This window comes from Actinomadura sp. BRA 177 (assembly GCF_013372625.1).
GTDB lineage: Bacteria > Actinomycetota > Actinomycetes > Streptosporangiales > Streptosporangiaceae > Spirillospora.
Genome location: NZ_JABXFD010000229.1, coordinates 20,886 through 30,099, shown reverse-complemented (window position 1 = coordinate 30,099; position 9,214 = coordinate 20,886). Strand labels below are relative to the sequence as shown.

Annotated in this window: 6 protein-coding genes; 5 read left to right on the top strand and 1 reads right to left on the bottom strand. The window is 71.5% G+C overall.

Features of this window, described 5'->3' with window-relative positions; genetic code table 11:
• Positions 1–150: 150 nt before the first annotated feature.
• Entirely contained in the window at positions 151–2,037 is a 1,887-nt protein-coding gene (locus tag HUX53_RS08955) for a glycoside hydrolase family 15 protein (protein WP_176402687.1), read from the bottom strand.
• Between the two features lie 306 nt (positions 2,038–2,343).
• Here HUX53_RS08955 and ppdK point away from each other — a divergent pair, with 306 nt between their 5' ends.
• The 5 genes from ppdK to HUX53_RS08930 all read left to right on the top strand — a co-directional run bounded on the left by ppdK (position 2,344) and on the right by HUX53_RS08930 (position 9,209).
• Positions 2,344–5,040: a pyruvate, phosphate dikinase gene (gene ppdK / locus HUX53_RS08950; protein WP_176402686.1), complete on the top strand. Its 2,697-nt coding sequence runs from the start codon at positions 2,344–2,346 to the stop codon at positions 5,038–5,040.
• Between the two features lie 129 nt (positions 5,041–5,169).
• Positions 5,170–5,946: a YdcF family protein gene (locus HUX53_RS08945; protein WP_176402685.1), complete on the top strand. Its 777-nt coding sequence runs from the start codon at positions 5,170–5,172 to the stop codon at positions 5,944–5,946.
• A 49-nt stretch (positions 5,947–5,995) separates the two neighbouring features.
• Positions 5,996–7,294 carry a deoxyguanosinetriphosphate triphosphohydrolase gene (locus tag HUX53_RS08940; RefSeq protein WP_176402684.1) on the top strand — a complete coding sequence of 433 codons (1,299 nt, stop codon included), beginning with the start codon at positions 5,996–5,998 and terminating at the stop codon, positions 7,292–7,294.
• A gap of 120 nt (positions 7,295–7,414) precedes the next feature.
• Positions 7,415–8,641 carry an NAD(P)/FAD-dependent oxidoreductase gene (locus HUX53_RS08935; RefSeq protein ID WP_217919242.1) on the top strand — a complete coding sequence of 409 codons (1,227 nt, stop codon included), beginning with the start codon at positions 7,415–7,417 and terminating at the stop codon, positions 8,639–8,641.
• 106 nt (positions 8,642–8,747) lie between these two features.
• Entirely contained in the window at positions 8,748–9,209 is a 462-nt protein-coding gene (locus HUX53_RS08930) for a GtrA family protein (protein WP_176402682.1), read from the top strand.
• Positions 9,210–9,214: the final 5 nt, after the last annotated feature.

The window sequence follows — 9,214 nt, the reverse complement described above, 5'->3', positions numbered from 1 at the left end:
GTCGGGGACGCCGTCAGCCGGGGGTGGCGTGGTCACGGCGGAACGGTAACCGGGACGCCCGACAAAAGGGGCATTTCCGGCGGAAGGCGACCAACTTGTGATCAAGGTTCCGGACGGCCGGGGGAGCGCTCCCCCGGCCGCCCGGCCGCGTCAGGCGAACGGCGGCTGCGGGTCGTCGTTCTCCGCCCTGATCACCTGCATGACCGCGTTGATCAGCGCCAGGTGGGTGAACGCCTGCGGGAAGTTGCCGAGGTGCCGGCCGGTGTGCGGGTCGATCTCCTCGGCGTACAGCTGCAGCGGGCTCGCGTACGACAGCAGCTTCTCGCACAGCGCCCGCGCCCGGTCCAGCTCGCCGATCATCACCAGGGCGCTGACCAGCCAGAACGAGCAGATCGTGAAGGTGCCCTCCTCGGACTCGAACCCGTCGTCGGTCTCCGTCGCCCGGTAGCGCAGGACGAGGTCGTCCTCCGACAGCTCGTCGGCGATCGCGAGGACGGTCTCGCGCACCCGCTTGTCGTCGGCGGGCAGGAAGCCGAGCAGCGGGATCAGCAGCGCCGAGGCGTCCAGCGCGGTCGCGCCGTAGTGGGCGGTGAAGACGCCGCGCTCGTCCAGCGCGTTCCCGAGCACGTCCGCGTGGATCTCGTCGGCGGCGGCCTGCCAGCGGCGCGCCCGGTCCTGGTCGCCGCGGACCCGGGCGAGCCGGGCGCCGCGCTCGGCCGCCACCCAGCAGAAGATCTTGGACGAGGTGAAGTGCTGCGGCTCCCCGCGCACCTCCCACATGCCGCAGTCGGGGGTGCGCCAGGTCGCGAGCGCGTCCTCCACCTGCTTGATGATGATCTTCCAGAGCCGGTCGTCGAGCCGGTCCCGCTTGCGCACGAACAGGTAGATGGAGCCGATGATGGCGCCCCACACGTCGTGCTGCGCCTGCATGTACGCCTCGTTGCCGATCCGCACGGGACGGGCGTTGTCGTAGCCGGTGAGGTGCTCCAGGGTCGACTCGGGCAGCTCCTCCCGCCCGTCCAGCCCGTACATGATCTGCAGCTTGCCCTCGGCGGCCTCGGCGACGTCGGTGATGAAGTAGAAGAAGTCGTTGGCCTCCCAGTCGTAGCCGAGCGTGTAGAACGCCCACAGCGCCATCGTGGAGTCGCGGATCCAGGTGTAGCGGTAGTCCCAGTTGCGGTCGCCGCCCGGCGCCTCCGGCAGCGACGTCGTGGCCGCCGCCGCGACCGCGCCGGACGGCGCGAACGTCAGGCCCTTCAGCGTGAGCGCGCTGCGCTGCAGGTGGCTGCGCCACGGATGGTCGGGGAAGCGGCCCCGGTCGAGCCAGTGCTGCCAGTGGTGGACGGTCCAGACGAGCCGCTCCTGCGCCTCCTCCCACGACGACGGCGCCGCGTGCTCGCTCCACGACAGCGCCACGAACCGGGACTCGCCCTGCTTCAGCAGCGTCCGGGACGTGGCGAGCGACCCCTCGAACCCGACGTTCATGTCGGTGGAGAGCCGCAGCCCGACCCCGTTGCCGCGCGCGAGGGCCTCGTGGTACCCGGCGCCGGTGTGCTCCCACCGCGCGGGCGTCTGGCCGTAGTCGAACACCGGCATGCAGTCGAGCCGGACCTGGACCTGCCCGTTCACGCACCGCACCATCCGCAGCAGGACGTGGTCGGCGTCGTAGTCCGTCGGCGCCCTGCGGTGCGTGTGGGACCGTTCCGTCTCGTGGTGCCACGGGCCCATCAGCAGGGCGTCCGTCACCACGAGCCAGCCCCCGTGCACCCACCAGGTGGTCTCCATCACCATGGTGCCGGGGATGTAGCGCTGCGCGGCGGGCACCTCCACGCCCGCCGGGCCGACCCGGAAGTACCCCGCGTCGCGGTCGAGTATCGACCCGAACACGCTCGGCGAGTCCATCCGCGGCAGGCACATCCACTCGATGTTCCCGCTCGGCGCGACCAGCGCGGTCGTCTCGCAGTCGGACAGGAACCCGAAATCGGCTATGGGGGCGAACGGATCTCCCGCCCGGCCGCCGGCGACCTTAGGCCTCACGACCTCACCTCCTCGTTGTCCATCATTCCCTCTTCCAGGCCGTGGGCGCGCCATGGGTGCGCGACGCCGCCCGCGGCCGCGGTGTGGTCTTGGTCTCCCCATTGGAATAGACCACTATCTGCGGTCTGAGCTGGGATAACTCCCCTCGGGGGACCGGGCGCCGAGGAACCGTCCGCAGCGCGGGTACAGTCCCGGCAAACAGGGCAGCGGACCCGCTTCTGCCTGGGGGAACGCGACGGAGCGCGCCCCTGGGGCGGATGGGCCGGAACTGTCACTGGGTGGAACCGGAGCGAGAAGGAGCTCCCCGTGCCGAAGTTCGTGTACGACTTCACTGAGGGAAACAAGGACCTCAAGGATCTGCTGGGCGGCAAGGGCGCCAACCTGGCCGAGATGACCAACCTCGGACTGCCCGTGCCTCCCGGGTTCACGATCACCACGGAGGCCTGCCGGCACTACCTCGAGCACGGGAACCTGCCCGAGGGGCTGGCGGACGAGGTGAACGCGCACCTCGCCGGGCTGGAGTCCGCGATGGGCAAGAAGCTCGGGCAGAGCGACGACCCCCTGCTGGTCAGCGTGCGCTCCGGCGCCAAGTTCAGCATGCCGGGGATGATGGAGACCGTCCTCAACGTCGGGCTGAACGACGAGTCCGTGCACGGGCTCGCCGCGCAGGCGGGCGATGAGCGGTTCGCGTGGGACTCCTACCGGCGGCTGATCCAGATGTTCGGCAAGACCGTCCTGGACATCGACGGCGATCTGTTCGAGGACGCCATCGAGGAGGCCAAGCGGGCCCGCGGCAGCGACAACGACGCCGACCTGGTCGCCGACGACTTCAAGGGGCTCGTCGACCGGTTCAAGGCCATCGTGCGAGAGCAGGCCGGACGGGACTTCCCGACCGACCCGCGCGAGCAGATGGACCTCGCCGTCAAAGCGGTGTTCGACTCGTGGAACGCCGACCGGGCGATCCTGTACCGGCGGCAGGAGCGCATCCCCGTCGACCTCGGTACCGCCGTCAACATCTGCTCGATGGTCTTCGGCAACATGGGCCTGGACTCCGGGACGGGCGTCGCGTTCACCCGCGACCCCGCGTCCGGCCAGCAGGGCATCTACGGCGACTACCTGCAGAACGCGCAGGGCGAGGACGTCGTCGCCGGCATCCGCAACACGGTGCCGCTGACCGAGCTGGAGCGCATCGACAAGGCGTCCTACGACCGGCTTCTCGAAATCATGGAGACGCTGGAGAACCACTACCGCGACATGTGCGACATCGAGTTCACGATCGAGCGCGGGAAGCTGTGGATGCTGCAGACCCGAGTAGGCAAGCGGACCGCCGCCGCGGCGTTCCGCATCGCCTGCCAGCTGCTCGACCAGGGGCTCATCGACGTGGACGAGGCCGCCCGCCGCGTCACCGGCGACCAGCTCGCGCAGCTGATGTTCCCCCGGTTCGCCAGCAAGGTGGACGGCGTCCAGAAGCTCACCAAGGGCATGAACGCCTCGCCGGGCGCCGCCGTCGGCAAGGCCGTGTTCACCTCCGAGCGCGCCGTGGAACTCGCCGAGCGGGGGGAGGACGTGATCCTCGTCCGCCGCGAGACCAACCCCGACGACCTCGCCGGCATGGTCGCGGCCAAGGGCGTCCTGACGTCGCGTGGAGGCAAGACGTCGCACGCCGCCGTCGTCGCGCGCGGCATGGGCAAGACGTGCGTGTGCGGCGCCGAGGAACTGGACGTCGACGTCAAGAACGGGCACTTCACCGCGCCCGGCGGCGTGACCGTGAACGAGGGCGACGTCATCTCGATCGACGGGTCGTCCGGCGACGTCTACCTCGGCGAGGTGCCCGTCGAGGACTCGCCCGTCGTCCAGTACTTCGAGGGCGAGCTGTCCCCGGACGGCGACGACCTCGTCAAGGCCGTCGACCGCGTCATGAAGCACGCCGACGCGCGCGCCGCGCTGCAGGTCCGCGCGAACTCCGACAACCTGGAGGACTCCGCGCGCGCCCGCCGCTTCGGCGCCGTCGGCATCGGCCTGTGCCGCACCGAGCACATGTTCCTCGGCGACCGCCGGCAGCTCATCGAGAAGCTCGTCCTCGCCGAGGACGACGCGGAGCGGCAGGCGGCGCTGGACGCCCTGGAGCCGCTGCAGAAGAGCGACTTCGAGGGCATCTTCGAGGCCATGGACGGGCTGCCCGTCACGATCCGGCTCATCGACCCGCCGCTGCACGAGTTCCTGCCCGACCTCACCGAGCTGTCGGTGCGGGTGGCGCTCGCGGGCGACGGCGCGGATGCCAAGGACCGCAGGCTGCTGGAGGCGGTCAACCGGCTGCACGAGCAGAACCCTATGCTCGGACTGCGCGGCGTGCGGCTCGGTTTGGTGATTCCCGGCCTGTTCGCCATGCAGGTGCGCGCGATCGCCGAGGCCGCGGCGGCGCGCAGGAAGGCGGGCGGCGACCCGCGCCCGGAGATCATGATCCCGCTCGTCGGCGCCGTGCAGGAGCTGGAGGCCGTCCGCGACGAGGCCCGCGGCATCCTGGACGGGGTGAAGAAGGCCACCGGGGTGGACGTCCCGGCGCTGATCGGCACCATGATCGAGCTGCCGCGGGCGGCGCTGACCGCCGGGCAGATCGCCGAGGCCGCCGAGTTCTTCTCCTTCGGCACCAACGACCTCACCCAGACGACGTGGGGCTTCTCCCGCGACGACGTCGAGGCGGCGTTCTTCTCCCGCTACCTCGAACTCGGCATCTTCGGGGTGTCGCCGTTCGAGACCCTCGACCGGGAGGGCGTCGGGCGGCTCGTCCGCATCGCCGCCGAGGAGGGCCGCAAAGCGCGGCCCGGCATCAAGCTCGGCATCTGCGGCGAGCACGGCGGCGACCCCGACTCGGTGCACTTCTGCCACGAGGTCGGCCTGGACTACGTGTCCTGCTCGCCGTTCCGCATCCCCGTCGCCCGGCTGGAGGCCGGCCGCGCGGCGATCGCGGCGGCGGACGCGCCGGGAGGGAGCGACAGCCGCTGACGCGGCGCACCGGCGGCCGGTTCCACCTCACGCGATGGATCGGCCGCCGGGCGGGCATGACATCGGCGACAGGTCGTATTCGCGAACTTCAGGCGCGTGCCGGACCATCTCAATAGTGTGTCCGATGCGATGACGTTGGAAGTGGAATTGCCGGAGCCCGAGAATGAAGAGCCCGCCGCCGAGGAGCGCGAGGACCGCCCGCGCAGGCGCCGGCGGTCCCCGTGGTTCACGATCCCGGTGAGCGTCGTCCTCGGGCTGCTCGCCATCGCCGTGCTGACCCCGCTGACCGTCGGCGCGCGGATCTGGTACCAGGCCCGGCAGGACGAGCGCCCCCGCTCCGACGCGATCATCGTGCTGGGCGCCGCGCAGTACAACGGGGTGCCGTCCCCGACGCTGAAGTGGCGGCTGCAGCACGCGCTGGAGCTGTACCGGGACGGCGTCGCGCCCGCCATCGTCACCGTCGGCGGCAAGGCGCCCGGCGACAACTACACCGAGGCCGGCGCGGGCCGCGCATGGCTGATCAAGGAGGGCGGGGTCCCCGCGTCCAAGGTCTTCGCGGTGCCCGTCGGGCGGGACACGCTGGAGAGCCTGAAGGCCGCGGGCAAGGAGTTCGACCGGCACCACTGGGACTCCGCGGTGATCGTCACCGACCCGTGGCACGGGCTGCGGTCCAAGAAGATGGCCGCGGACCAGGGCATCGAGGCCGCCGCCTCGCCGACCCGCAGCGGGCCGAGCGTGCAGACCCGCGACACCCAGTTCAACTACATCGTGCGGGAGACCGGCGGATACCTGTCGTACGTGCTGCTGGGCAGGAGCGTCCAGGTGCCGGACGAGACCATCAAGCGCATCCGCATCGACCCGTCCGGGACGCCGGCCCCGGCGTCCTCCGCGTCGCCGAGCCGCTGACCCGGCGACCTGCCGAATCTGATCGTGCCCGCTTACCCTGGATAGGGCCATGACGAGCAATATCACTGCGGGCTACACCGCGCGCGACGTGCTGCGGTGGGCGCCCGAACCGGCCAAGCGCCGCGACCGGACGGCCTTCGAACGCGACCGCGCCCGCGTCCTGCACAGCGCCGCGCTGCGGCGGCTGGCCGCCAAGACCCAGGTCGCCTCGCCGGGCGCGGACGCGGCGGCCGACACCGTGCAGAGCCTGCGCACCCGGCTGACCCACTCGCTGGAGTGCGCCCAGGTCGGCCGCGAGCTGGGCAAGTCCCTCGGCTGCGACCCCGACCTGGTCGAGGCGGCGTGCCTGTCGCACGACATCGGGCATCCGCCGTTCGGCCACAACGGCGAGTACGCGCTGGACATCGTCGCGCGCGACTGCGGCGGCTTCGAGGGCAACGCACAGAGCCTGCGCGTCCTGACCCGGCTGGAGCCGAAGTCGTTCGCGCCGGACGGCCCGCCCCTGCACGGCCGCAGCGTCGGCCTGAACCTGACCCGCGCGGCGCTGGACGCCGTGATGAAATATCCCTGGAGCAGGGACTCCTCCCGAGCCCACGCTCCCCACGCGAGTGGGGGTGGTCCGTTCGGCGTCTATCAGGACGACATGGACGTTGCCAACTGGGTTCGGGAGGAGGCTCCGGAGGGGCGCCCGTGCTTCGAGGCCCAGGTCATGGACTGGAGCGACGACGTCGCCTACTCCGTCCACGACCTGGAGGACGCGCTGGTCGCCGGGCACGTCGACTTCGTCCGGCTCGCCGACCCGGCCGAGCGCCGGCTCGTCGCCGCCACCGCGGAGAAGCTGTACTGCCCGGGCGCCGACCTCGCCGAGCTGGAGGAGCGCTTCGCGGTGCTGCTCGCCGAGCCGTGCTGGCCGGACCGCTACGACGGCACGCCGCGCAGCCTCGCCGCCCTGAAGAACCTGACCAGCACGCTGATCGGGCGGTTCTGCCTGGCCGCCGAGGCCGCGACGCGGGACGCCTACGGCGGCCGGCCGCTCACCCGGTACGCGGCGGAGCTGATCGTCCCGCGCGTGCCGCGGATGGAGAACGCGCTGCTCAAGGGCATCACGGCGCACTACGTGTGGATCAGCCACGAGGAGGTCAGGGCCCGGCAGCGGACGCTGATCACCGAGCTGGCCGAGATGATGCTCGCGGGCGCGCCCGGCACGCTCGACCCCGGGTTCCGGGAGGCGTTCACGGACGCCGCCGACGACGCCGCCCGGCTGCGCGCCGTCATCGACCAGATCGCTTCGCTGACCGATCTTTCCGCGATGGCGCGGCACCGGATGCTGGGCGGCCGTCCGCGCTGATCCGCGCACCCGCCGGCGCGTCGCGGCGGGTGAACACGCCTGGACGCGCCAGGCGGCGGCTCTTGTCTCGTCACATGGGGCGCTGTAGGGATGGCTACAAGCCAACTACAGGAGGTCGCCATGCCCGAGGAGACGTTCGTCATCGCCGGCGCGAGCCTGGCCGGAGCCAAGGCGGCGGAGACGCTCCGCGAGGAGGGTTTCGCGGGCAGAGTCCTGCTGGTGGGGGACGAGATCGAGCGGCCGTACGAGCGTCCGCCGCTGTCCAAGGGCTTCCTGCTGGACAAGGAGGCCCGCGACAAGGCGCACGTCCACGAGGCCGACTGGTACGACAAGCACAACGTGGAGCTGCGGACCGGCACGTCCGTCGCCTCGATCGACCGGGCCGCGCACCAGGTGACGCTCTCCACCCGGGAGCCGATCTCCTATGACCGGCTGCTGCTGGCGACGGGCGCGTCCCCGCGGCGGCTGGAGGTGCCCGGGTCCAAGCTGCAGGGCATCCACTACCTGCGCACGATGGCCGACTCGGCGGCGCTGAAGCAGGCGCTCGCGCACGGCGGCCGGCGCGTCGTGGTGGCGGGGGCCGGCTGGATCGGGCTGGAGACGGCCGCCGCCGCCCGCTCCTACGGCAACGAGGTGACGGTGATCGACCCGGAGCCGACGCCGCTGCACGCCGCGATGGGCCCCGAGCTCGGCGGCGTGTTCGCCGACCTGCACCGCGAGCACGGCGTCATCCTGCGGCTCGACGACGGCGTGGCCGGGTTCTGGGGCGCCGGGCAGGTGTCGGCCGTCGTCACCTCCGGCGGCGCCGAGGTGCCCGCGGACGTGGTGATCGTCGGCATCGGGGTGCGGCCCAACACCAGGCTCGCGGAGGAGGCGGGCCTGGACGTCTCGGACGGTGTCCTCGTCGACCAGTCGCTGCGCACGTCCGACCCCGACATCTTCGCGGCCGGCGACGTCGCGAACGCCTACAACCCGCTGCTCGGCCGCCGGATCCGCGTGGAGCACTGGGCGAACGCGCTGAACGGCGGGCCCGCCGCCGCCCGCGCCATGCTCGGCCAGGACGTCGTCTACGACCGGATCCCGTACTTCTTCAGCGACCAGTACGACCTCGGCATGGAGATGTCCGGCGTCGCGGCGCCGGGGGAGTACGATGAGGTCGTGTACCGGGGGGACCGCGAGTCCCGGGAGTTCATCGCGTTCTGGCTGTCCGGCGGCCGGGTCGTGGCCGGGATGAACGTCAACGTGTGGGACGTCACCGGGGACGTCCAGGCGCTGATCCGCTCGGACCGCCCGGTCGACCCGGCCCGCCTCGCCGACCCGAAGACGCCGCTGGCCGAACTCGCCTGAAGCCCCGGTGCCGCGGGGCCCGCCGCCGGTGGCCCCGCGGCGCCCAGTGATCTTTTAGCCGGGTAGTGCCTTTCGCATATGTCCTACTCAGGTAAGGTCTGGGCGAGTGAGCACTGTGCAGCGGTCAAGACCGGTGGAAACGGTCTCGTCCGCCCCGGCGTACCGGACATTCCTCCGCGAACTGCTGAGCTTCGGCTTCGTGGGGTGCGTCGGCACGCTCATCATGATCTTCGGCGCGAACCTGATGCGCGCGTGGCTCGGCGGCAGCCCGGTCACCAGCGTGGTCGTCCCGGCCATCGTGTCGACGCTCACCTCCTACCTGCTCAACCGGCACTGGACGTTCCGGCACCGGGACAGCGACGGCTCCGGCCGGGAGGTCGCGATCTTCTTCGCGCTGAACGGCGTCGGGCTGCTCATCCAGGTGCTGTGCACCGGCTTCACCTACTACACGCTCGGCCTGCACGGCGGCATCGCCTACAACCTCGGCCTCCTCGCCGGCGTCGGCCTCGGCTCGGCGTTCCGCTACTGGTCGTACAAGAAGTGGGTGTTCACCCCCGCGACCGCGTGAGCGCG

What these genes read in the sequence shown, in the direction of transcription:
- HUX53_RS08940 (WP_176402684.1), top strand. Translation starts at nt 5,996, where the DNA reads ATGACGAGCAATATCACTGCGGGCTACACCGCGCGCGACGTGCTGCGG.
- HUX53_RS08945 (WP_176402685.1), top strand. Translation starts at nt 5,170, where the DNA reads ATGACGTTGGAAGTGGAATTGCCGGAGCCCGAGAATGAAGAGCCCGCC.
- HUX53_RS08935 (WP_217919242.1), top strand. Translation starts at nt 7,415, where the DNA reads ATGCCCGAGGAGACGTTCGTCATCGCCGGCGCGAGCCTGGCCGGAGCC.